Source organism: Undibacterium paludis (genome assembly GCF_022568815.1).
GTDB lineage: Bacteria > Pseudomonadota > Gammaproteobacteria > Burkholderiales > Burkholderiaceae_D > Undibacterium.
The window spans coordinates 23,997-46,323 of sequence record NZ_JAKZHX010000016.1; the positions used below are offsets into that span (position 1 = coordinate 23,997).

At 53.2% G+C, this 22,327-nt stretch carries 22 protein-coding genes and 1 riboswitch; of the genes, 1 reads left to right on the forward strand and 21 read right to left on the reverse strand.

What is annotated here, in order from left to right; genetic code table 11:
- Positions 1 to 9: 9 nt before the first annotated feature.
- The 13 genes from cobD to LZ463_RS23705 form a co-directional block, all read right to left on the reverse strand.
- A complete protein-coding gene (gene cobD, locus LZ463_RS23645; RefSeq protein ID WP_241458765.1) occupies positions 10 to 1,029 on the reverse strand; it encodes a threonine-phosphate decarboxylase CobD in 1,020 nt (339 codons plus the stop codon).
- On the reverse strand, positions 1,022 to 1,984 hold the full coding sequence (gene cbiB, locus LZ463_RS23650) for an adenosylcobinamide-phosphate synthase CbiB (protein ID WP_241458857.1): 963 nt from the start codon (positions 1,982 to 1,984) through the stop codon (positions 1,022 to 1,024). The genes cobD and cbiB overlap by 8 nt, the downstream gene beginning before the upstream one ends.
- The gene (gene cobU / locus LZ463_RS23655; protein WP_241458766.1) at positions 1,984 to 2,583 is read right to left on the reverse strand and encodes a bifunctional adenosylcobinamide kinase/adenosylcobinamide-phosphate guanylyltransferase; all 600 of its coding nucleotides are present in this window, start codon (positions 2,581 to 2,583) and stop codon (positions 1,984 to 1,986) included. The genes cbiB and cobU overlap by 1 nt, the downstream gene beginning before the upstream one ends.
- Positions 2,583 to 3,881 carry a cobyrinic acid a,c-diamide synthase CobB gene (locus LZ463_RS23660; RefSeq protein ID WP_241458767.1) on the reverse strand — a complete coding sequence of 433 codons (1,299 nt, stop codon included), beginning with the start codon at positions 3,879 to 3,881 and terminating at the stop codon, positions 2,583 to 2,585. Before LZ463_RS23660 ends, cobU begins: the two co-directional genes overlap by 1 nt.
- A complete protein-coding gene (cobO, locus tag LZ463_RS23665) occupies positions 3,875 to 4,540 on the reverse strand; it encodes a cob(I)yrinic acid a,c-diamide adenosyltransferase (protein WP_241458768.1) in 666 nt (221 codons plus the stop codon). The genes LZ463_RS23660 and cobO overlap by 7 nt, the downstream gene beginning before the upstream one ends.
- A gap of 20 nt (positions 4,541 to 4,560) precedes the next feature.
- Entirely contained in the window at positions 4,561 to 5,322 is a 762-nt protein-coding gene (locus tag LZ463_RS23670) for an ABC transporter ATP-binding protein (RefSeq protein WP_241458769.1), read from the reverse strand.
- A complete protein-coding gene (locus LZ463_RS23675; RefSeq protein WP_241458770.1) occupies positions 5,322 to 6,380 on the reverse strand; it encodes a FecCD family ABC transporter permease in 1,059 nt (352 codons plus the stop codon). The genes LZ463_RS23670 and LZ463_RS23675 overlap by 1 nt, the downstream gene beginning before the upstream one ends.
- A gap of 166 nt (positions 6,381 to 6,546) precedes the next feature.
- Positions 6,547 to 8,400, reverse strand: a complete 1,854-nt coding sequence (locus LZ463_RS23680) for a TonB-dependent receptor domain-containing protein (protein ID WP_241458771.1) — start codon at positions 8,398 to 8,400, stop codon at positions 6,547 to 6,549.
- Positions 8,401 to 8,560: 160 nt separating this feature from the next.
- A riboswitch (cobalamin riboswitch) is annotated at positions 8,561 to 8,791 on the reverse strand.
- A gap of 61 nt (positions 8,792 to 8,852) precedes the next feature.
- A complete protein-coding gene (locus LZ463_RS23685) occupies positions 8,853 to 9,197 on the reverse strand; it encodes a PilZ domain-containing protein (RefSeq protein WP_241458772.1) in 345 nt (114 codons plus the stop codon).
- 61 nt (positions 9,198 to 9,258) lie between these two features.
- Positions 9,259 to 9,804, reverse strand: a complete 546-nt coding sequence (locus LZ463_RS23690) for a histidine phosphatase family protein (protein WP_241458773.1) — start codon at positions 9,802 to 9,804, stop codon at positions 9,259 to 9,261.
- A gap of 13 nt (positions 9,805 to 9,817) precedes the next feature.
- Positions 9,818 to 10,597: an adenosylcobinamide-GDP ribazoletransferase gene (locus tag LZ463_RS23695; protein ID WP_241458774.1), complete on the reverse strand. Its 780-nt coding sequence runs from the start codon at positions 10,595 to 10,597 to the stop codon at positions 9,818 to 9,820.
- 25 nt (positions 10,598 to 10,622) lie between these two features.
- Entirely contained in the window at positions 10,623 to 11,657 is a 1,035-nt protein-coding gene (cobT, locus tag LZ463_RS23700; protein WP_241458775.1) for a nicotinate-nucleotide--dimethylbenzimidazole phosphoribosyltransferase, read from the reverse strand.
- Positions 11,658 to 11,700: 43 nt separating this feature from the next.
- A complete protein-coding gene (locus LZ463_RS23705; protein WP_241458776.1) occupies positions 11,701 to 12,099 on the reverse strand; it encodes a diacylglycerol kinase in 399 nt (132 codons plus the stop codon).
- 227 nt (positions 12,100 to 12,326) lie between these two features.
- Here LZ463_RS23705 and LZ463_RS23710 point away from each other — a divergent pair, with 227 nt between their 5' ends.
- Positions 12,327 to 13,106 (forward strand): IclR family transcriptional regulator, encoded by a 780-nt coding sequence (locus tag LZ463_RS23710; RefSeq protein ID WP_241458777.1) that lies wholly within the window; start codon positions 12,327 to 12,329, stop codon positions 13,104 to 13,106.
- A gap of 49 nt (positions 13,107 to 13,155) precedes the next feature.
- Here the strand turns inward: LZ463_RS23710 and LZ463_RS23715 are convergent, their stop codons facing one another.
- The 8 genes from LZ463_RS23715 to tkt form a co-directional block, all read right to left on the reverse strand.
- A complete protein-coding gene (locus tag LZ463_RS23715) occupies positions 13,156 to 13,776 on the reverse strand; it encodes a hypothetical protein (protein WP_241458778.1) in 621 nt (206 codons plus the stop codon).
- A gap of 147 nt (positions 13,777 to 13,923) precedes the next feature.
- Positions 13,924 to 16,026 carry a S8 family serine peptidase gene (locus tag LZ463_RS23720; RefSeq protein WP_241458779.1) on the reverse strand — a complete coding sequence of 701 codons (2,103 nt, stop codon included), beginning with the start codon at positions 16,024 to 16,026 and terminating at the stop codon, positions 13,924 to 13,926.
- Positions 16,027 to 16,421: 395 nt separating this feature from the next.
- On the reverse strand, positions 16,422 to 16,883 hold the full coding sequence (locus tag LZ463_RS23725) for a cache domain-containing protein (RefSeq protein WP_241458780.1): 462 nt from the start codon (positions 16,881 to 16,883) through the stop codon (positions 16,422 to 16,424).
- A gap of 207 nt (positions 16,884 to 17,090) precedes the next feature.
- On the reverse strand, positions 17,091 to 17,513 hold the full coding sequence (locus LZ463_RS23730; protein ID WP_241458858.1) for a BON domain-containing protein: 423 nt from the start codon (positions 17,511 to 17,513) through the stop codon (positions 17,091 to 17,093).
- Between the two features lie 179 nt (positions 17,514 to 17,692).
- Entirely contained in the window at positions 17,693 to 18,373 is a 681-nt protein-coding gene (gene lepB / locus LZ463_RS23735) for a signal peptidase I (RefSeq protein ID WP_347176291.1), read from the reverse strand.
- Positions 18,374 to 18,488: 115 nt separating this feature from the next.
- Positions 18,489 to 19,502, reverse strand: a complete 1,014-nt coding sequence (gap, locus tag LZ463_RS23740; protein ID WP_241458781.1) for a type I glyceraldehyde-3-phosphate dehydrogenase — start codon at positions 19,500 to 19,502, stop codon at positions 18,489 to 18,491.
- A 177-nt stretch (positions 19,503 to 19,679) separates the two neighbouring features.
- Positions 19,680 to 20,279 (reverse strand): GNAT family N-acetyltransferase, encoded by a 600-nt coding sequence (locus LZ463_RS23745; protein WP_241458782.1) that lies wholly within the window; start codon positions 20,277 to 20,279, stop codon positions 19,680 to 19,682.
- 28 nt (positions 20,280 to 20,307) lie between these two features.
- A complete protein-coding gene (gene tkt, locus LZ463_RS23750; protein WP_241458783.1) occupies positions 20,308 to 22,311 on the reverse strand; it encodes a transketolase in 2,004 nt (667 codons plus the stop codon).
- Positions 22,312 to 22,327 lie beyond the last annotated feature (16 nt).

Sequence of the window (22,327 nt, forward strand, 5' to 3'; positions counted from 1 at the left end):
TCGGCGTCTCTATGTCACAATGTCTTTCCCGGTAAATTCATCCAGTGCCGCCTGCAATCGCAACCACCCTGCCTCGCTACCTGGCAGACCAAAGCGCAGGCCATGCGGCCTGAATGGTGCTTTGGCAAACAGGCGTACCCAGATGCCACGTTCTGCCATGAATTGCCACAATTGCCCGGTTTGCGCATGCAATGCCTGGTCGCTGCACCACTGGAACAAATCTGTACCCGCACCATACATACCATGCTGCTCAAGCAGTTGATGCAGACGCTCGCCATCTCGCTTCAATCGTCTGGCTGTCTCTGTTTGCCATTGCATGTCAGTCAAGGCGGCAATGGCAATCTGCTGGGCAGGGCCACTGATACTCCAGGGCCCCAGGTAGTTGGCCAGTTGCGTCAGCAAATCGGCTCCGGCAGCCACAAAACCCAGGCGTATGCCAGCCAGACCAAAAAACTTGCCGATTGAGCGCAAGACTATCAGGCCGGGCTGCTGACTGCGCATGACAACACTGATATCTGGCTGGGTATCAGCAAAGGCTTCATCGACGATCAACCCCCCCCCGCGTTGCGCCAGTTGTGCTGCCCAGGTCAGCAACAGGTCAGGTGCAATCATTTCACCGGTTGGATTGTTCGGATTACACAAGACCACCACATCAGCGTCAGCTACCGCAGCCCCCAAAGAATCGTAGGTACAGTCGCTGACCACATGTCCGGCCTGACGCCACTGATAAGCATGCTCGGCATAACTCGGTGCTGACACGACGACCCGACCCGGAGGGCGCAAACGCGGAAGAGCCTGGATAGCTGCCTGGGTGCCAGCTACGGCCAGCATGCGCGGTGCGCGATAGTATTGCTGTGCAGCCAGCAACAAGGCATCGGAATGTTCTGGCAAACGGTGCCAGGCATTTGCAGCTACCGTAGGCGCGGGATAAAAATGCGGGTTGATGCCGGTGGACAGGTCCAGCCAGTCGTCAAATGGCCGGGCAAAGTGCCGGACAGCATCACGCAGATTACCACCATGTTCAAGCATGCAATACACCTCCCGCAAACAGCTTCACCGACAACAAAGTCAGCATAAACACAAAACCACACCATAGTGCCGTGCCACCTTCTACCAGACGCAGTGCACGCCTGATGTCGGCAGCAACGGCTGCCCTGCCCTCGCCCAGAGTTGGGCGGATTTCTGCAATACTGTCATAACGTGCAGCACCGCCCAGGGCCAGGCCCAGGGCGCCGGCACCGGCTGCCATGACCGGCCCGGCATTCGGGCTGGGCCAACCCGGCGCCTGACTTTGCCAGCATCGCCAGGCCAGCCTGGTTTGCCCCAATGCGGCATAAGTCAATGCTGTCAGTCGTGCCGGCAACCAGTTCATGACATCGTCCATACGTGCAGCGACACAGCCAAAGCGCAAGAAACGTGTGGAACGATAACCCCACATGGCATCCAGTGTGTTTGCCAATCGATACAGCACTGCACCAGGGCCGCCAAGCAATACAAACCAGAACAGCGTGGCAAACACGGCGTCACAGCCATTTTCGAGCACCGATTCCACACTGGCTTTGGCCAGATAAGATTCATCTTCACCATCGGTATCACGGCTGACTATATAGGCAGTGCGTTTTCTGGCCTCTGCCAGATCACCAGCATCCAGTGCATTGGCGATGGCTATATTGTGTTCATGCAGGCTGCGCAGGCCCAGGCAAAAATACAGCAACAGCGCATGCAAAAAGAGGTTCAACCACACATTGCAATACCGGGCAAGCGCGAGCGAGGCAACCGTCAACGCTACCAGCGGCAATACGACCATGCACCAGCCCAAGGCACCAGTCCAACGGCTTGCGCCGACTATATTAAAACGTTTTTCCACGGTATTGGCCAGATTGCCAAAACCAACCAGAGGGTGCCATCTGCGTACTTCCCCCAGAGCCACGTCAAGCAGAACACCGAGCAGCAGGCACATGGACAGATTCTGACCATCCAGCATCAACATGGCTGACCTTTCAGCACCAGGGGCAAACCCGCAGCAACCCATACTACGCTGTCCGCAATGGCGGCCACAGCCTGGTTCAGGCGGCCCGCCTCATCGACAAACCAGCGCGATACTGCGCCCATGGGAATGATGCCCATGCCAACTTCATTCGATACCAGGATAACCGCGCCCGGTGCCTGTGCCAGCGCATCGAGCAAAGCCTGACGTTGAATCGCGAACCCGGCTGGTGGCATGATCTGGCCTATCTCAGGATATTCCTGCGGCACTGAAAATAGCAGATTGGACAGCCAGACCGTCAGGCAATCAACCAGAATAATATTGTCAGCGCGGCTGTGCGTCATGATGGCCGCACCCAGTTCCAGACTGCTTTCCACGGTAGCCCAGTGTGCTGACCTGCGTTCACGATGATGGGCTATGCGGGCCTGCATTTCAGTGTCATTGCCGTGTGCCGTTGCCAGGTAGATCATCTGCTTGCCGCCCTGAGCGAGTTTCATGGCGGTCTGTTCAGCAAACAGGCTCTTGCCTGAGCGAGCGCCGCCAAATACCAGGTGCACCCTGGGTTGTAGCAACGACGCTGATAATGACTTTGTCATCAATATGCCTTGCGCAAAAACAGCCTGGCTGTCGCGACCGGATTGGAAGCGAAATACGCGTGGAAATACGAGGCATGCAAATTGCCGCATTGATAAATCGCCTCACCCGCTTGCCCGGTCGCCTGCTTCACTGTGTGCATGCTTGCAGCCAGCGAGGTATCGAAGCGCGAATAATGAAAGGTGTGCCCGTGCATTTCCCCATCGTCGCTCTGCCAGGCTTGCGCACCGAGGGCAGCCAGGCGCTTTTGCATCACCACCTGACCGGGCAACAAACCTGCCATGGGCCAGTGCTGCTCCTGTTGATCAACCAGTCCTTCGCAAATCGCCATCATGCCGCCACATTCGGCCAGTATTGGCATGTCGGCTGCATGCGCTGCACGCACCGACGCCAGCCAGGTACTGGCCTGCGCCAGTTTTTGCGCATGCAGCTCGGGATAACCACCGGGTAAGTACAGGGCATCTGCATTGGCTGGTATGGACTGATTCGCCAGTGGTGAAAAAAACAGCAGTTCAGCACCGAGTGCACGCAGGCAATCCAGGTTGGCCGGGTACAAGAAAGCAAAAGCAGCATCACGTGCGATGGCAATGTTTTTGCCAGTCAATGCTGGCTTCACTGACGGTGTTTCATGCACGGCGAAAATGGTTGCGGGCAAAGCATCCCAGGCATCCATATCCAGGTCCAGTTCTGCGGCCAGGGCATCAAGTATGGACTCTATGCGTTCGACTTCCTGTGGCAGCACCAGGCCCAGATGACGCTCGGGCAATGCTTCGGTCTGGCGTCTGAGGCTGCCGATCAAGGGAATATCACGCATGGCAGCCGCCACCATGGCTGCATGCCCGTCAGACGCAATGCGGTTGGCGATAACACCGGCCAGATGCACCGGTCCAAAATCACGCAAACCCATGGCCAGTGCACCAACGGTTTGCGCCATGGCAGAGGCATCAAGCACAGCCAGTACCGGCACACCAAAAGCACGCGCCAGGTCGGCAGAAGAGGGATTGCCGTCATACAGGCCCATGACGCCCTCTATCAGGATGACATCGGCCTGCTGCGCCGCCTGTGCCAGCATCGCTTCAGATGCAGCCTGCCCCACCATCCACAAATCGAGGGAATGCACGGCAGAACCACAGGCGCGTTCAAGCATCATGGGGTCGATAAAATCCGGTCCGGTCTTGAAGATGCGAACTGTTTTACCCAGTCCCACCAACTTGCGGGCCAATGCGGCAGTCGTCGTGGTCTTGCCCTGGCCCGATGCAATCGCCGACACCAGCACGACCTTGGCAGTCGCGTTCACCACTCCACCCCGGCTTGCGCAACGATGCCATCCTTGAACGCATGTTTGACAACCTGCATTTCTGTGACTGTGTCTGCAATCGCGATCAGTTCCGGTAGTGCACCGCGCCCGGTGACGGCGACATGCTGCATTTCTGGTCTGCCATCAAGATCGTCGATGACCATCTGCAAATCGAGGTAATGGTATTTCAGGGCAATATTAAGTTCGTCAAGTACGACCAGGCCAATGCCAGGATCACTCAGAAATCGTTTTGCCTGCTCCCAGGCTGCTGCGGCTTTTTCCATATCGCGTTCACGGTTCTGGGTGACCCAGGTATAACCTTCGCCCATGGCGTGAAATTCCACTTCATCAGGGAAACGACGCAAGAAAATTTCTTCGCCCGTAGACATGGCCCCCTTGATGAACTGTACTACACCGACCTTCATGCCATGCCCCATGGCACGCATGACCATGCCGAAGGCACTGGAACTCTTGCCTTTGCCATTGCCAGTATGGACCAGCAGGACACCAGTCTGACGTTGTGCCTCCTCTATCTTTTCATCCATCAGCGTTTTCTTGCGTTGCATGCGACGCAAGTGGCGGGTGTTGACATTGTCGGTATCTGTATCTATATCCTTGTTGACGTGAATCTGGTCTGCTTGTTGCAATGGATCATTACTCATCGTGGTTGCCTGGTAAATATTCAGTTTTGGGGAAGAAACAAGGTTTGCTCGCCATGGCGGAAACGCTCTATGGGGTGACCAAGGCAGGCACTTAATTGTTCAGCGTTGAAAATACTGTCAGCGGGCCCGGCCTGCCATGAACCATCCCCCATCAGCAACAAGGCATGGGTGGCGATACGATAAGCCATATTGAGGTCGTGGCTGACCATCACCACTGCCTTGTTTTTCTCAGTGCACAGCCGGGCAAACAATTGCATGACACTGACCTGGTGTCCGAGATCCAGCGCATTGGCAGGTTCGTCAAGCAGCATCCATTGTGCATCCTGGGCGAGCAAGGCAGCGATGGCCACACGTTGTCTTTCTCCACCGGAGAGGCTACGCACATCGCGCTCGGCCAGATCAGCAACGTCGAGGTCACGCAAGGCGGTCATGGCCAGTTCGATGTCGTCGCTGTTTTCCCAGTAATGCGTATCCTGGTAAGGGTGGCGTGCGCTGAGCACAGTATCAAGTGCCGAATAGGCGAAAGCATCTGCCCTGCCCTGCGACAGGAAAGAACGCTCGCGTGCCAGTTGGGTCAGGGGCCAGTCCTGCAAAACCTTGTCGCGCAGACTGACCTGGCCGCTTTGTATCGGTCGCAAACCTGCCAGTGTACGCAGCAGTGTACTTTTGCCAGCGCCGTTGCGCCCGATGATGCACCAGCATTCACCAGGCTGCACCCGCCAATTCAACTGCTCCACCAACACCCGCTTGCCTATGGATAAATTCAATGCACGAATGTCCATCAACGCCTCCGCAACTGATGCAATTGCAGCAGGAACAAAGGCACACCAACCATGGCCGTAATCACGCCTACCGGTAATTGCTGGGGCGCGACCACAGTACGTGCAACCGTATCAGCCAACACCAGGAAGCAACCACCAGCAAGCGTTGCCGCCGGTATCAACAACCGGTGGTCAGGTCCCCAGGCAATCCGGCAGATATGCGGCATGATCAGGCCGACAAAACCTATGCTGCCAGCATTGCTGACCGCACTGGCAGTCAGCAGCGCAGAACATAAAAACAATAACTGGCGCAAGCGGCCGATGTTCACACCCAGGGTACTGGCATTGTCAGCGTGCATGGCGGCGATATTGACAGAACGCGCATTGCGCATGGCAAACAGCAGCACAGCTGCCAGTATCAACCAGGGAAGATAACGCGACTGGGTATTCGATAAATCCCCTATCAACCAGAACACCATGCCACGCAGGCGGCTGTCCGGCGCAATCGACAGCATCAGGGTAATCAAGGCACCACAGCCGGTCGCCACAATCACACCCGTCAGCAACAGTACTGGCGCACTGCCATCAGTACTGCCGGCACCACGCAAGTCATGATAAGCAAGGCCAAACAGCAACAAGGCCACCGCGATGGCCCCTGCAAAAGCAGCCACATCGACCAGCCAGAATGAACCGAAGAAAAGTATGGTCGCCAGCGCCCCCACCGACGCACCGCCGGAAATACCCAGCACATAAGGGTCAGCCAGGGGATTGCGCAATAATGCCTGCATCATGACGCCGGCCAGCGCCAGTGTCGCGCCGGTAACAAAACCAGTCAACGCACGCCCGAGACGCAGGTCAAGCAGGCTGCCTGGCAGTGTTGTCGGTGCGCCGTTCAACAACTCCAGCAGGGCTTGCCAGAGTTCGGCAAGACTCAGGGATACTGATCCGCATACGCAGGCAAGCAGAACACTGCCTGCCGCAGCCATCAGCAAAATCGGCAGGACCAACCCGGCACGTCGGGCTACCTTCATATTACGTATCTGGCCACGCAGCCGTGAAGAAGAAAGAGACACTGTCATCAGTCTGGTCCTGAGCAAAAACAGGTTTCGCATGTAGCACCGTCATTTCTGGCAGGTTACATGCGCTAAACAAATCCGTCTTGCAGGAAACCCCGGTTCAATTGATCCAATGAACAACTGAACCAGGCTACTCTGCAAGGTACTTTACATCAGTTTGCTACAACTCTCATTTGAAACCGTAATTAATGCCGACAAATACATTCGAACCGGCAGTTGCGTAATTTTTGGCCAGTTCATAATCCTTGTTCAGGGCATTGTTCCAGCGCGCCAGTACAGTCGTATTTTTTGCAACTTCATAGGTAGCGTACAGGTTCAGCAAATTATAAGAACCCAAGGGTTTGGTGTTGCTTGCATCATCAAAGCGATCACCGGAGTAGATGGTTTCCACACCGACTCGGGCATTTGCTATCGCATATTCTGCCGCCAGTGTGGCATGCTGCTTGGCACGGCGCGCCAGACGCTTGCCTGTCGTATCATCCTTGGGATCCTGGATGTCGATGGAGCCGCGCAGTGTCAGGTCAGCAAAACGGGTAGAACCACCCACACTGAGGCCAGACAATGTCGCCTTGTTGACGTTGTAGGCACAGCCAAACTGATGCGTTGCTTTTTCTACAGGGCAAACACTGGTGCTGACCAGCAGATCGGTTGCCTTGTTCTGATAATACACAGCGCTCAACTGGGTATCACCCTGTTCAAAATAAACACCGATTTCTGCATTCTTTGCTTTTTCAGGCTTGTTGCTGGCAACACCATAGCCGGGGTAATACAGTTCATTGAAGGTCGGCGCGCGGAAGCTGGTGCCGTAGCTGGCATTCACGCGCAAGGCGTCAGTAAAACGGTAACCGTAGGCAAGGCTACCCGTGGTGTTGGAGCCATATTGCGAGCTGCGGTCATTGCGGATACTAGCGCTGGCCAGATGTGCATCCTGCTTGAAGACATAAGAGGCTGCAAAGGAATTCGTCGTTCGCTTGCCGTTCAGTGCCAGGGTGGTAGTGTCAACATTTTCATCACGTGTTTCAGCGATCAGTTGCAATACGTCCTTGCCTATACGGATATCATTCTGGAAGCTGAGGCTGTCCTGGCGGGTATCGATCTGGCTCTTGCCATAGGACGCATCCGTATACCCCTTATCTGCTGTTTTGGCATATTGCAGGGACGCAGACCAGTAATCGGTGAATTTGCCACGACCAAAGACAGCGATGGTTTCCAGTGTGGCGATACTGCGATCATCATAGCCTGCGCCGGCATCAAACTGGGCATTGTTTCGGCTGTGCAGAACGCTGGCGCCGAGTTCATAACCCTTGCTGATTTCCCATATCAGACGGCCGTTGAAGCTGTCCATCTTGTAGCCATCTTTATCAGGATTGTAGGTGAAAGTGCCTGCGCCCGGCTTGCTTGCAGAGAAGCCATCGCTTTCTTCATGACCCGCACTCATGTTGAGGCTGAGGTTGCTGGCAACATTGCCGAAGAATCCAGCCTGCAATTTACGCGTGCCATAACTGCCCAGGCCTGCAGAAATCGTAGGCGAAATGACACCGCTGCCCTTCTTGGTAAAAATCTGGATGATACCACCCATGGCATCTGCACCATACAGGCTCGACAGTGGGCCATACACAACTTCAATGCGATCGATTTGCGACAGCGGTATGGCAGACCAGGTTGCGCCGCCTGTCGTGGAAGAACCAATGCGCACACCATCGATCAGCACTACGCTCTGCGCATTATTGCCACCACGGATAAAGACGGATGCTGTTGTACCAGGGCCGCCGTTACGGGCGATTTCTATGCCACGCTGCTGTTGCAACAGATCGACGACGGAAGCCGCGCCGGATTTGGCGATTTCTTCAGCAGTGATGACGACGTTATCGGCCAACACGTCTTTTGCAGCTTGTGCCTGACGGCCAGCAGTAATCACCACGCTGGAAGCAGAAGCAATAGTCGTTTGGGCAAAAGCACCGGAGGATGGGAATGCGGCAGCCAGGGCCAGGCTGAGGGCGAGTGGTTTGAATACAGATGTCATGATTTTCAGAAAAATAAAGCATGCAGCCGACGTCCCCGCAGGCTGCATTGGAAAAAGCAATAGGAACAATCGGTATCGTCAGCCGCTTCAACATAAAGAAGCAGGCGAGAAACAGGCGCAGCAGTTCTGCACCTGATTTTCACGAAGTATCCCCGTCCGTATTACTTGACTTATTCTGGCCGGTATCCGGGCTGACAAGTATCACCATCTGACCTTCCCATGCACAAAGCACAGTGGTATTGGAAAATGGCTGGCTGCATGACTGAAAGCAATCCTTTGCAGCAACTTGTACACCGTTGCGGGGGCAGCACACCTATGCGTAAAGCCTGGTGTTTCCCGTTTAACCGCAGATATGAACATATCTGCGAGCACCAAAACCCCGCCATTCTATAGAGAGATGGGGCTGGCGGCAAGTTGGGCGGGTCAAGGCAGAAGCTGAAGAAGCCCTTTTATCAGTTCAGATGTGCTGTTTTTGATACCCAGGCAATAACAAGCTGCGCATGCAGTTCAGACATATCTGATAACTGCATGCCAACATTATAGCTGTCACCGCTGAGTGTGGCATGTTTGACCGTGCCCTTGCAGCTGACCTTGTAGATTTCTGCCTCTTGCACAATGCCGGGAATTTCTATCATCATCGGATAGGCACGCTGCGGTATCAAATTTGCAGAAGTTTGCAAGAATACGCCCTCGGCAGAGACGTTAATAATCTTGGCAATCACCAGACTACCGTCTGGCAACTTGACACCGGCTCGCCAAGTTACAGTGATGCGCGGAGATCTCCTGAGTTCTATCATTTGATTTGAGCTTGTCGACTTATCGCTAACTGTTGATTTTAATAAAATATTAACCACATTGTTATTCAAATACCAGCAATTCGCACATTTCCGCATAGTCAAAGGTTTGCTGGCTAGAGCAAACTACCTCGGCCAGTTGCATGGCGCTCATACCATCTTGCCAAGAGTTTAACATACGCATGACGCCAGCATGGCAGACCACCAGTATTTCTGGCGCGTCAAGGTCTCGTATATCCTCCAGCCACGACAACACACGCACCGCCACATCAAAAGCAGACTCGCCGCCGCCGGGTTGATAGATTGTCGGACTGGCGGCCCATGCATCTATGGCATGTCGCGGGATATCGTCCCAAGCGCGCATTTCCCAGTCCCCAAAGTTAAGTTCCATCAGGCGCGGATCAAATTGCGGCTGCCCACGCAGTTGGTGCGCGAGTACGGCGCAGCGCTGCAACGGACTGGCATAGACAGGAATACCGTCTGGCCAGCGCCGGCGCAACGCCGCGACCACTGGCAAAAAATCCTCTTCTCGCACAGCGACATCGGATTGTCCATAACAAACACCGGCGGCAATCACTGGCTTTGTATGTCTGAGCAGGTACAGGCGCATGGACAGATGAACATCAGATGAACGGCAGATCTACGGGCATTGCCAGCAAGCCCAGGTAGATCGCCACTTCAGCCACTTGCTGGGTAGCGCCCAGGCAATCACCGGTAAAACCGCCTATGCGGCGTGCAAACATGGCAGCCATGCGCCAGGTCAACATCATGGTCAGCAGTAACGTCAGTAGCAACGTCTGCAAGGCAACGGGATGGTAATGCCAGATGACAGCGGCAGGTACAATGACGGATAGGCAGGCAAACAGAAACTCACCATTGCTCATTTCCTGCGCCAGCGGTTTGGCTTTGCCCTCATGACGCGCATATTGCATACACCAGATCAGACTGCAGGATGCCAGCCGCGAAAAAGTATGTGCCAGCAGCAGCGCAATCACAATCAGGTGCGCGGGCAGACTGGTCAGCAATGCCAGCTTCAAACCCAGCATGAGTACGATACCAATGGCGCCATACGCACCGACACGCGAATCTTTCATGATTTCAAGTACGCGCTCTGCCGTCATGCCACCGCCAAAACCATCACAGACATCGGCAAAACCATCTTCATGAAAAGCACCGGTCAGCAGGATGCCTGCAATGGTGGACAGTACAACGGCAACAGCATGCGGCCAGATCAGGCCAGCGCCTGCGTACACTGCAGCGCAAACGGCGCCTACCACCCAGCCGACGGAAGGAAAATAACGCGAAGACTGTCGCAGCCAGGCGGCGTCGAAGCCAACCCAGCGCGGTATGGGGATGCGGGTAAAGAATTGCAGGGCAATCAAGAATAAGCGTAACTGGTGCACGACTGCTCCCGCGGGTTGGTTCGACTCAGTTGCTGCTTTTTTCGCTGACCTGGGCCGATGCGAAAGTCGCCATCTGGTTCAAGAAATTGACTGCCGCCTGCACTACAGGGTACACCAGTGCAGCACCAGTCCCCTCGCCCAGACGCAAATCGAGTTGCAGTACGGGTTTGACCCGCAAGGCTTGCAGCATGCGTGCGTGGCCGCTTTCATCAGACTGGTGAGAGAACACGCAATAATCAAGCACGGCAGGCTGCATCCTGGCAGCCACCAGCAAGGCGCTGGTGACGATGAAACCATCGATCAGCAAGACCATGCGGCGCTCGGCGGCGGCCAGCATGGCGCCAACCATGGTGGCGATCTCAAAGCCGCCAAAAGTCGCCAGGACGCTCGCAGGCAAGATGGCATTTGCATGCAGAGCTACTGCTGCTTCAATGACAGCCTGCTTGTGGCGTATGCCATCCGACGTCAGGCCAGTACCTGCACCCACACAATCAGCCACCGGCACACCGGTCAGCTTGTGCATCAGGGCGGCGGCGGCAGTGGTATTACCTATTCCCATTTCACCAAAACCGACTACATTGCCTGCAAGGCCCTGTACGACATCACGTCCATTCTTCATGGCTGCCTCGCACTGTGCAGCCGACATGGCCGCGCCCCTGGCAAAATTCTGTGTACCCGGCGCCACCTTCATGTTGATCAGTCTGTCACGCACGCCAAAGTCATGATTGACACCGGTATCCACCACATGCAGAGCGATACCGTTCTGGCGGGCAAACACATTGATGGCAGCGCCATCTGCCAGGAAATTCTCGACCATCTGCCAGGTCACATCTTGTGGGAATGCAGAAATACCCTCAGCAACTACTCCATGGTCACCGGCAAACACAATGATAGACGGTTCACGCAGCACCGGCGTAGTGCTCTGCTGCACCAGGCCTATTTGCGCAGCCAGCAGCTCCAGACGCCCCAAACTACCCAGCGGTTTGGTTTTGTTATTGATGGCAGCAACCAATTCTGCCTCAAGAGCGGCATTGGCGGTAGAAGGTATATTGAAATTCATCTTGAGTCCGGTCATTTTAGGGAAACCTGCCTTCCTGCTAGTATTAGTAATAAAAACGGTCCAGCAATATCACTACCCAGGTCGCCAGGGCGATCAGGCAGGTCAGCAATACAGCGGCGCTGCCAAAATCCTTGGCGTTCTTGGATAAGGTGTGGCGCTCCAGCGATACGCGGTCAACAACCGCTTCAATTGCCGAATTGATGAGTTCAACCACCAGTATCAGTATCAGCACGGCGATCATCATCAGCTTTTCAAATGCGGAAACCGGCAAAATCAGGGCGATCACCACACCGACGACGACCAACACCAGCTCCTGACGGAAGGCATGTTCATTTTTCCAGGCTGAACGCAAGCCATCGATAGAATAGAGAATTGCTGAAAATATGCGGCGCAAGCCGCTTTTGCTCTTGAATTCGCTGACAGCCTGTTCTTTTTCCGACATTTCTTATCCTTGTTACCGTTGTACATAGATATGCATACATTGGTGAGCTTGCCCCACCACAGGTGGCGAATTTTACAGGACTAGATGCAGCAAACAAGCAGATTTACCTGTTACAAATCAAATTAATGCAAGCCACTTGACTCTCCATGCGTCATTTTGACGACTAGACAGTGACGATAATTTCACATTATGGTATAACTTATATATTGCAGCGCACCAACCATCATATGAAAAACGATACTCCCGGCTCAGATAAAACTTCCATACAGGTCATAGAACGCATGGTATCCCTGCTTGACGCACTGTCACGCTACCAGGACCCTGTCAGCCTGAAAGAACTGGCTATCGTCACCGGCCTGCACCCTTCTACAGCGCATCGCATACTCAATGACATGGTGCTGACCCGCTTCGTCGACAGGGCTGATACCGGCTCCTACCGCCTGGGCATGCGCCTGCTGGAACTCGGCAATATCGTTAAAAGCCGTCTGAACGTGCGCGAGGCAGCACTGGAATTCATGCGCGCCCTGCACAGGCAGACCAACCAGACCATCAACCTGTCGGTACGTCAGGGGGATGAAATTGTATATATAGACCGTGCCTTCTCTGAGCGTTCTGGTATGCAGGTCGTGCGGGCCATAGGTGGCCGTGCGCCACTGCATCTGACTTCAACCGGGAAACTGTTTTTGTCGCTGGATGAGCCCAAGGCCATACGCGCCTATGCAACACGCACAGGCCTGGCCGGTCACAATAAAAACTCGATCACCGACCTTGCAAAGCTGGAAAAAGAACTGGCAGCCGTGCGTGAAAATGGCTATGCCAGGGATAATGAAGAGCTGGAATTGGGGGTGCGCTGCATGGCGGCAGGCATTCATGACGACAGCGGCAAGATGATCGCCGGGCTGTCCATCTCGGCCCCGGCCGATCGCCTGCAGGAGGAATGGCTGAGCAACCTGACCGAGACAGCAAGGCAGATTTCCCTGACACTGGGCTACACAGCCAGTGCCTGAGTTGGTAATTTGCTCAGGCAATCAGTGACTCAACTTTTTTGAACAATATTCACTTAGGTTTGACAGGTATCGCCAGGGGTATGAAGTCGAGTCGGGCAACACGTTCATCCTTCGACAGATCGACATACTCGTCCGTGATATCTGCGAGGTCAAGCGCGATTTCTCCATACAGGGGATTCACAAACAAACGTCGGGCCTTGCTGCGTTCGCGTATGAAGGCCTCATAGTCCACCCCATCCTTAAGCACAAAGCGCAAACCCGACTGGCAATAAGCCAGTTGACCACTGAGTTCATCCCTTAACACCAGCACGGTTTGCTTTCCTGCAGCACCTTCTGCTTCCCTGCTGCCAAGTATGGCCCAGTTCCTGTCTTCGATTTTCATGGTACGGTAATCTGACAAACGACGATCCAGTCGAATTTCATTTTGCGCACGCAATGCCATTTGCGCCTCCTGAGACTGCACCTGAGCCATTGCCTGCCCTGTCTGGACAGATACATCTGCTGCCTTGCTTTGTACTGTTGCAACCGTCGCAGGCGTCGACGCCTGTGACGCTACCTGCCGGGAAGCCGCTTGTTCATCCGAAGCCATCGCTGCTTCAGGTGAAGAGTAAAAACGCCAGAAGGCAATTGCAAGCACCAGTATGCTTGATATGATGAAATATTTCTTCATTGTCTTGCTTTTTGTCTTGTTTTCTTAAGGAGCTTTCAGTCATTAGTTTGAGCTGTTATGTCAGGTTGGCGACAATTCATATTGCCACCAACCTGACCATATCCAGAAAAATCCCGATAAAACGTAGGCTAAGGAAAGTGCTCCTTTTTAAATGCTGAATGAAGTAATGACAGTCTGCACATCCAGTGCCTTGCCTACACCGCCGGAAGCGCCGCTAAAGTCGACAATATAGACTTTATACTTGCCTGCTAAAGGTTCTCCGTAAAAGGCATTCGAATGGAAACGGAATTTCTGTTGCGCACCTTTGAGCATCTTGAAGTTTTTGCCACCGACGTACCAGGATGTGAAGGCTGGCATGACGATGGATTTGGTACCCGTCGTCGTATTTTCTACAATGAATTGCAGATACCCGGGATTGATATCCGCCCCAGAATTATTCGTGACGGTCAAATCAATACGGATGGGTCCATTGACCTCGCCCGCGTTCGAGAACGTCACTATCGATGAATTGACGCCTACAGTGGGACTGACGCGTGCCGATGTTGATGGCTCGCCGGTCGCCGACAAGATGCCACTGCGTCTGCCAGCTGGCGGCGTGTACTTGGTCGCCAGCTTGACCGCTGCATCCGCATCCACCATGCCAAAACCATAGCGATTCTGGAAGTTGAAACCAGCTGAATTGACGATCCATGGGTCTTCAATATTCCAGGGGCCATTCCCCATGCTGGGCGTGAAGTTGACTGCATTGGCGCCGGTAGCAATCGTTGTATCAACCTTGCGCGCGGTCTTTGCCAGGATGTAGCCGACATCTTGCCAGGTCAGCTTGGGATTGGCCTCCAGCATCAGCGCTGTTACGCCTGACACACTCGGGGTGGCAGATGAAGTACCGTTCATGCGCCCGGTATAGTTGCAATTAGGGTCCTTGGATGAGGCAGCGCCAAACAGATCGGCAATCAGTTTCTCTGCAATTTCGCCAAATTGCGCAATCAGGTCAGACTTGTTGCCAACACTGTTGCCGCCGCTAACACAGCCCGAATTATCGGTACTGATAATGGCCGCTTCCTGTGTACCAAATTCGCCGCCAAAACCGGTAATCCAGTTGGCAGCACCGGAGTTGGAATAAGACGAAGCTTTACCGGTATTATGTATTGACGCCACCTGATAGAAATAAGGTTTCCCACGCGACTCATGATTCGGATTACCGCAAGACATACCCTTGACGTTTGACAACTCACCGCCCAGTGCATTGGCATCCGTCAATAAAGCGGAATGGCAGTTGACCATCATGCTCGTGCCGTCTGGCAATTGACCTGTCATGCCACTGAATTCATTGCCCGTTGCCTGGAAATAAATGGCACCCAAACCGGAGCGCAAATTGGTCGTACCCCATTTTGAAGCCAGTTCAAAAGGTGAAAAATCATCAATGGCTGCGGGTGCAGCATAGTCTGCACCTGCACTATAGTTGAATATGGAAGTGGCATCAGCCCTGTTGCCAAAAGAGGTCACGACGCTTTGCACATTGTCGGCCAGATTTCTGGCGCCAAAGGACAGATAATCCATGTCGCTACGGCTGGTACCACTCATGGGTGTCACACCGACAGTCGGATAAGCCACCAGGGAAGCAAATGGCGCCGTACCACGTGAGCCGCGACCATTCCAGCCCACTGCAGCTGCAACACCCGCCACACCTGTGCCATGATCAGTGCTGGTCTGTACGGCTGGTGGACTGGGGTCGTCGGTATTATTGACAAAATTCCAGGACTTACCAGGTAATACATTGACTGCCAGGTCTTCATGCCCGATTTCCAGCGCGCTGTCCACGATCGCTATCGTCACTCCTTTGCCAGTACAGCCCTTACCGTCTTTGTGTACATTTTCAACATTGGCGTCGATACCGGCAAGACCGTTATTGTTCACAGCGGACACGACCTGGGTAGGGCCAGTGTTTTTCAAATGCCAGGCATTTTCATAAAAGGAATCGTTTCCAGAAAGGACGTTATTTACCCCGCCGTCATAGCAAGTGGTTGAGGCCGTCGTGGTGGTCGCAGAAACCGCAACAGCATTTTTTGGTGCAGCCTTGCTCGTATCCTGCGCCGCCGCCATCGGATTCTCACCACTGCCGCCGCAGGCACCCAATACTGCCAGCATCATGACAGACAGGGGTAATTTACACGCCTGCAATAGGGCATGACTTTTATTGATACGTGCCCTGGCGATAACTGTTGTTGGTTTATTTTTATATTTTTGCACGGCTCACCTCTCATTTAGTTAATTAAAATGCTAGATTATATAATAATGTTGCATATGATTTAATTTAACCCATCACGACTTGGACGGCTATGCAAACAGGAGTGAGGGGCACCTCAGTTTAGGTAAACAACGACGAAGAAATGCTTTCGACACGAAATACAACAGATTTCAATCGACAAGAAAAAACTTACTGCAATGAAGGCGGAGATTGAATTTAAACCAACGAAGCCGGGTAGATTTTTGTGAGATCCGTATGTATAGCTGATATCCACAAAAACTCACAAAGGCAGCCAATTGCGAATCAAGCCCGTAATCTTGGACGATAAAAAAACCGGCCGCAAATTCGGGCCGGTTTTTTTTCGTGTTTCATGTAATACGGGTGCAAGACTGCAATTTTATTTATACGCTCCGCAGCCAACAAAATAATCATCGACTTTTTCAAAGTAACTGGACTTGGTTTCCAGGGCCTTGGTGACCGGGTTGGGCCATTGATAATCTATCCAGCCGTCATTCTTGGTTTTGAGTGCCGTGACCATGTCCTTGATGATGGGCTTGCCCTCTACTTTCAGGTCGATCAGATTCTTGCCTACCATCTTGGGGTTGGCGCCATGGGACAGATTCACACCGTTCATGTCATAGACGAACAAGTACAGATCGCGGTCATGAAACTCTTTGTTGCCTGCGTCGGCAAAGTCGGCAAAAGCTTTCTCTTTGCCATTCTTCTTGATGTAAGCAATACCTTTTTTCACCATGGCCTGAGCCTGGGCTGTCGTGCCACGATCATCGGCGGCGACGGCTGCTGAGGACATAAAAAAACCCATCACAGCAAACAGGAACAGCTTATTCAATAGCTTCATGACTTATCTCCTTATTGTAGATATTGTAGAGGCCAGGACTGTATGTCCCGGACCAGATTTTTATTTCCGTGCAGCATTTATCATTCACCACCTGGCAACCTTAGTCCAGCAATAAACATTGTGTTTCACAAAATTTCACCATATTTTTCTGCCCATGTCATCACCCGGCTAAAGCATAAAGCCTATACCAGCATAGCCGAAATCGCTTCATTTGTAAGTCAGCAAATTGACGACATTTTCAACATCATCGATACGGCGCACCAGTTTTTCCAACTCTTTTGCCTGGCCACTGGTCTGTACGCAGCCTTTGAGTGTCACTATGCGCCGCTGTCCTTCTGCCCAAACACTGGTTTCGGCAAAGCGACCATCAACCTCTATGGCGCGTTTTACACGTGGAATGATTTCGCGGTCGTACAAATAAGAATTAGGCAAACGACACAGACCAGACTGATAACAACTTGTGCCACGCTCCACCCTGGAATGCGCTTCTGCCCGAGCCTGAGCCTCGGTCAGCATAGGCCCTTCAGGCGCCTGGCAATCGCCGATTCCATGTGTCACCTGGAGGAAGGGATCATTGAAGAAATTGCTCCTGGCCTCGTCTGCAAATGCAAAACAGGCTGCGGAGAGCATGCTCACAACAGAAAATAACCTTACGTAGCTGAGTAATTTCAAGATATTCGCCCCTGTTCCTATGCTGACGCATTGAATATTAGCCAATATTTGCCATAAAGTCTGCATGCAAAAAAACAGCCGGAGGGTAAATACCCTTCCGGCTGTCAGCATGCTTTTGTCAGAACCAGAGACAGAACTTAGATTTTTGCACCAAAGCGATCAAAGCGTGGTTTGTAATATTGATCGCCATTGAGCGAGTACATCAGGCGTCTCACCTGTCCGGTGATCAATTCACGCTTGACCAGACCTATGTAACGGGAATCCTTGCTGTTGTCACGGTTGTCACCCAGCATCAGGTATTCCCCCTCAGGTACATGGACAGGGCCGAAGGAGCGCAATGCTTCACGCTCAGGCATGACAATCATTTCATGCTGCAGGCTGCCCAGGCTTTCTTTGTAGACGAGTTGCCGGCCCGCATATTCGTGCCTGGGCGTCAGGTGATCATCACTGCGTGGCCGCAAGGGCTCATAAGTAGCAGCCTGGCCATTGATGTAAAGCTTCTCTTCGCGCATTTCGACGACATCACCAGGCAGAGCAACCAGGCGCTTGATCAGACGCACACCATCTTCCGGCGAGGTAAAAGTCACTACATCACCACGCTGTGGATCAGCCATATGCTTGAGGATGACATCAGTAAATGGCAACTTGACGTCGTAAGCCAGGCGGTCGCAGATGACACGATCTCCTTCCAGCAAGGTCGGGTACATGGAGCTGGTCGGCACAGTGTAGTAGTCAGCCAGTGCGCTACGGACAAATGCCATGCCCAGCATAAGAACGATAAAACCTTTATTGTCGGCAAGAATTTTCTTAAGTTTCACTACAATCTCCTTCAAACTTTACTCAGCATAGGGTAATAACAAATCCTCTTGCAAGCAATAGACAAAAAAATACCCCGAAAGTTCGGGGTATTTTCTGCAAGGATGAAAAAGCAGATTATTTTGCGTTCATCAGTGCAACGGTGGTGTCCAGCATACGGTTGGAGAAACCCCATTCATTGTCGTACCAGCTCGATACCTTAACCAGACGGCCAGATACTTTTGTCAATGTTTCGTCATAAGTACTGGAAGCCGGATTGTGGTTGAAGTCCACAGACACCAGCGGCGCCTTGTTGTAATCCAGGATGCCTTTCAATGCGCCTTCAGATGCTTCTTTCAACACCTTGTTGATTTCTTCAACGGAGGTATCGCGAGCAGCAACGAAAGTCAGGTCAACAACGGACACGTTGATGGTCGGTACACGCATGGCGTAGCCGTCCAGTTTACCATTCAGCTCTGGCAATACCAGGCCGACGGCAGCAGCAGCACCCGTCTTAGTCGGGATCATGCTCATGGTGGCAGAGCGGGCACGGCGCAGGTCTTCGTGCATGACGTCTGTCAATACCTGGTCATTGGTGTAGGCATGGATGGTCGTCATCAGACCGTTGACGATACCGATGGCATCATTCAGAGGCTTGGCCAGCGGCGCCAGGCAGTTGGTGGTACAGGATGCATTGGAAATCACGGTGTCAGTGGCTTTCAATACGTTGTGGTTGACACCATACACAACGGTTGCATCCACATCCTTACCGCCAGGGGCAGAGATGATGACCTTTTTCGCGCCACCAGCCAAATGGGCAGACGCTTTTTCTTTGGTTGTGAAGAAGCCTGTGCATTCCAGCACGACGTCAACATTCAATTCACCCCAAGGAATATTGGCAGGGTTGCGTTCTGCAAATACCTTGATCTTGTCACCATTGACGATCATGGTGTCGCCTTCGACCGTGACTGTGCCGGGGAACTTGCCGTGGGCCGTGTCGTAACGGGTCAGGTGGGCATTGGATTCTGCATTGCCGAGGTCATTGATCGCAACGATCTGGATCTCGTTCTTGAACTTGCCACCTTCGTAATGAGCGCGAAGGATGTTGCGGCCGATACGGCCATAGCCGTTGATTGCGACGCGAATCGTCATGGTTTTATCTCCAAAGGACTAACAACAATAAATACACAATAAAAACGTTGGGGAGCGCTGATTAAGCGTAGCGAGCTGCGCTAGTTTGAGTTAAGAAGCGCAGTCGTACGATGTACCAATGTACGACTGGCATCGCAGGCTCAAAATCGCGTCGCGCAATGGCTTAATCAGTGTCTCCTAATGCAAAGAAGCGGAAGTACGCATGGCATTCACAGATGCCATCAGTACCGACAAATCGCGCCAGCCATAGCCTGCTTCCATCAAATCCATGCCATCCCAGCTAAACGCCTGCTCAGTCAGCAGCTCGGCACCCAGCTCTTCATAAAAATTACGGGCGATGGCATTGCCGGAAATAACCCAGACCAGCAAACTCTCCGCACCCTGCGCCTGCAGAGTGCGTGCCACCTTTTGTACCATGCGGCGGCCTATGCCGGAACGCTGCCAGGCTGGCCGCAGATACACTGCTGTCAATTCAGCCTGCATGTCCAGCTTGGGCTCAGGCAGCATCATACCGGATGCAAATCCAATGATATGCCCTTCGCTCTCGGCGACATACACGCAAATGCGGTCTTGTGCCTGCGACATCGCCTGCAATATCTGACGCCATTGCAGCATGCTATCTTCTATGCGCATTTCATTCAGATAGTCATCAGGAATCATGCCACGATAAGTCGCTTGCCAGCTTTCCACACGTACAGCAGCAATCGCCTCTGCATCGTCCACAGTAGCACGACGCAGGCTGATCTCTTTGATGCTGCTCACAGTAATGTCTGTCAATTCCGTCTTCCTGCTGAATCTTACTTAATTAAACCAATGTCGCTTTCACTTTGGCAACGACGTTGTCAACAGTGAAGCCAAAATGCTTGAACAGAACGCCTGCCGGTGCTGATTCACCGAAGGTATCAATACCGACAACCGCACCTTCCAGACCTACGTACTTGTACCAGAAGTCGGTCACACCGGCTTCGATGGCGACACGTGGCAAACCCTTGCCCAGCACCGCAGCTTTATAGGCTGCGTCCTGGCGGTCGAACACGTCGGTCGACGGCATGGACACGACACGCACAGGGATGCCCTGCTGTGCCAGCTCGGCAGCAGACTTGACAGCCAGTTCAATCTCGGAACCAGTAGCAATCAATACAGCCTTGGCATTTGCCGCGTCTTGCAGGACGTAGCCGCCACGCTGGATATCAGCGATCTGCTGGGTGCTGCGCTCCTGGTAAGGCAGGTTCTGGCGTGAGAAAATCAATGTCGACGGACCGTCATTACGCTTGACTGCATGAGCCCAGGCCGCGGCAGACTCTACCGTGTCACATGGACGCCAGTTGTCCAGGTTGGGGATCAGGCGCAGGCTGGAAACATGCTCTATCGATTGATGGGTAGGACCATCCTCGCCCAGACCGATGGAGTCATGGGTGAATACAAACAGGGTACGGATTTTCATCAGCGCAGCCATACGGATGGCATTGCGGCTGTAATCAGAGAAAGTCAGGAAGGTCGCGCCAAACGGGATGTAACCACCATGCAGGGCGATACCGTTCATCATTGCGCTCATGCCAAATTCACGCACACCATAATTAATATGATTGCCAGCCTGGTTGCCGCGGACGGCCACGCATTCTTTCCAGTTGGTCAGGTTGGAACCGGTCAAGTCCGCAGACCCACCGAGGAACTCTGGCAGCGATGGCGCAAATGCCTGGATCGCATTCTGGCTGGCTTTGCGGGTAGCGATATTTTCTTTTTTCTCTACGCAGGATGCAATCGCCTTCGCCACCACTTCATCGAAGTTGGCTGGCAAATCGCCCTTCATACGGCGTGTCAGTTCCGCCGCTTTTTGCGGAAATTGTGCGGCATAAGCTGCAAACTGTTCATTCCATGCGCCTTCGGCTTTGGCGCCGTCCGCCTTGGCATCCCAGGCGGAATAAACATCTGCCGGCACTTCAAACGCGGGATATTCCCAACCGATATGGGCGCGCACGGCGGCGACTTCCTTGTCACCGAGGGCGGCACCATGCACATTGTGTGTGCCTTCCATGTTCGGCGAACCTTTGCCAATGATGGTCTTGCAGCAGATCAGTGTAGGTTTGTCAGAGGCCTTGGCGGCAGCAATCGCATTGAATACGGCTTCGGCATTGTGGCCGTCGACCGCACGAATGACATTCCAGCCATAAGATTCAAAACGTTTTGGCGTGTCATCAGTGAACCAGCCTTCGACATGACCGTCGATAGAGATGCCATTATCATCCCAGAAAGCAATCAGCTTGCTCAGTTGCAGTGTGCCGGCAATGGAACAGGCTTCATGTGAAATGCCTTCCATCAGGCAGCCGTCGCCCATGAAAGCATAAGTATGATGATCAATAATATTGTGGCCAGGCTGATTGAATTCAGCTGCCAGCAGTTTTTCTGCCAGGGCCATGCCAACGGCATTGGTGATACCCTGACCAAGCGGACCAGTTGTGGTTTCCACGCCCGGGGTGATGTGCACTTCAGGATGGCCGGCAGTTTTGGAATGCATCTGGCGGAAATTACGGATTTCATCCATAGGCAGGTCATACCCTGTCAGATGCAACAGGGAATAATGCAACATCGAACCATGACCATTTGACAACACGAAGCGATCACGATTAATCCATTTGGGATTGGCTGGATTGTGGCGATAATGGCCTTTCCACAGTGCGACAGCGATGTCCGCCATGCCCATGGGCGCGCCAGGATGGCCGGAATTGGCTTTCTGTACGGCATCCATGGACAAGGCACGAATGGCATTGGCCATCTTGGTGAGTGTTGCTGGCTGAAGAGATGAAATCATGGTGTCAGAAGATAGT

Bases quoted from the DNA above. Each gene is read 5' to 3' on its own strand.
- cobD (WP_241458765.1), bottom strand. From the start codon at position 1,029: ATGCTTGAACATGGTGGTAATCTGCGTGATGCTGTCCGGCACTTTGCC.
- cbiB (WP_241458857.1), bottom strand. From the start codon at position 1,984: ATGCTGGATGGTCAGAATCTGTCCATGTGCCTGCTGCTCGGTGTTCTG.
- cobU (WP_241458766.1), bottom strand. From the start codon at position 2,583: ATGACAAAGTCATTATCAGCGTCGTTGCTACAACCCAGGGTGCACCTG.
- cobO (WP_241458768.1), bottom strand. From the start codon at position 4,540: ATGAGTAATGATCCATTGCAACAAGCAGACCAGATTCACGTCAACAAG.
- LZ463_RS23670 (WP_241458769.1), bottom strand. From the start codon at position 5,322: ATGGACATTCGTGCATTGAATTTATCCATAGGCAAGCGGGTGTTGGTG.
- LZ463_RS23675 (WP_241458770.1), bottom strand. From the start codon at position 6,380: ATGACAGTGTCTCTTTCTTCTTCACGGCTGCGTGGCCAGATACGTAAT.
- LZ463_RS23680 (WP_241458771.1), bottom strand. From the start codon at position 8,400: ATGACATCTGTATTCAAACCACTCGCCCTCAGCCTGGCCCTGGCTGCC.
- LZ463_RS23685 (WP_241458772.1), bottom strand. From the start codon at position 9,197: ATGATAGAACTCAGGAGATCTCCGCGCATCACTGTAACTTGGCGAGCC.
- LZ463_RS23690 (WP_241458773.1), bottom strand. From the start codon at position 9,804: ATGCGCCTGTACCTGCTCAGACATACAAAGCCAGTGATTGCCGCCGGT.
- cobT (WP_241458775.1), bottom strand. From the start codon at position 11,657: ATGAATTTCAATATACCTTCTACCGCCAATGCCGCTCTTGAGGCAGAA.
- LZ463_RS23705 (WP_241458776.1), bottom strand. From the start codon at position 12,099: ATGTCGGAAAAAGAACAGGCTGTCAGCGAATTCAAGAGCAAAAGCGGC.
- LZ463_RS23710 (WP_241458777.1), top strand. From the start codon at position 12,327: ATGAAAAACGATACTCCCGGCTCAGATAAAACTTCCATACAGGTCATA.
- LZ463_RS23715 (WP_241458778.1), bottom strand. From the start codon at position 13,776: ATGAAGAAATATTTCATCATATCAAGCATACTGGTGCTTGCAATTGCC.
- LZ463_RS23725 (WP_241458780.1), bottom strand. From the start codon at position 16,883: ATGAAGCTATTGAATAAGCTGTTCCTGTTTGCTGTGATGGGTTTTTTT.
- LZ463_RS23730 (WP_241458858.1), bottom strand. From the start codon at position 17,513: ATGCTCTCCGCAGCCTGTTTTGCATTTGCAGACGAGGCCAGGAGCAAT.
- gap (WP_241458781.1), bottom strand. From the start codon at position 19,502: ATGACGATTCGCGTCGCAATCAACGGCTATGGCCGTATCGGCCGCAAC.
- tkt (WP_241458783.1), bottom strand. From the start codon at position 22,311: ATGATTTCATCTCTTCAGCCAGCAACACTCACCAAGATGGCCAATGCC.